Origin of the sequence: Pseudozobellia sp. WGM2 (genome assembly GCF_017810075.1) — a bacterium.
GTDB lineage: Bacteria > Bacteroidota > Bacteroidia > Flavobacteriales > Flavobacteriaceae > JADNYK01.
Window position 1 is genome coordinate 1 of the sequence record NZ_JADNYK010000069.1, and the last position, 218, is coordinate 218.

Genomic DNA, 218 nt, shown 5'->3' on the forward strand with positions numbered 1-218 from the left:
GCTTTGTAGTTATGTCGGTATAACCCCAACGATACGTGAGTCGGGGAGCAGTGTAAGAGGTCGAGCCCGGATAAGCAAGGTCGGCAATAGAAAGCTCCGAAATCTTTTGTTTCTATGTTCCTTTAACGCTTGCAGGCACAACAGGGCATGCAGGGAGGTCTATGAGCGGATCGTGAACAAGGGGAAGAGCAAGAAATTGGCATTGATAGCGGTGGCCA

1 protein-coding gene is annotated in these 218 nt (G+C 50.0%); it reads left to right on the forward strand.

The features are described from left to right. Positions 1–218: transposase (locus IV512_RS19840; RefSeq protein WP_209406511.1), on the forward strand; the 218-nt coding region annotated here is incomplete at both ends.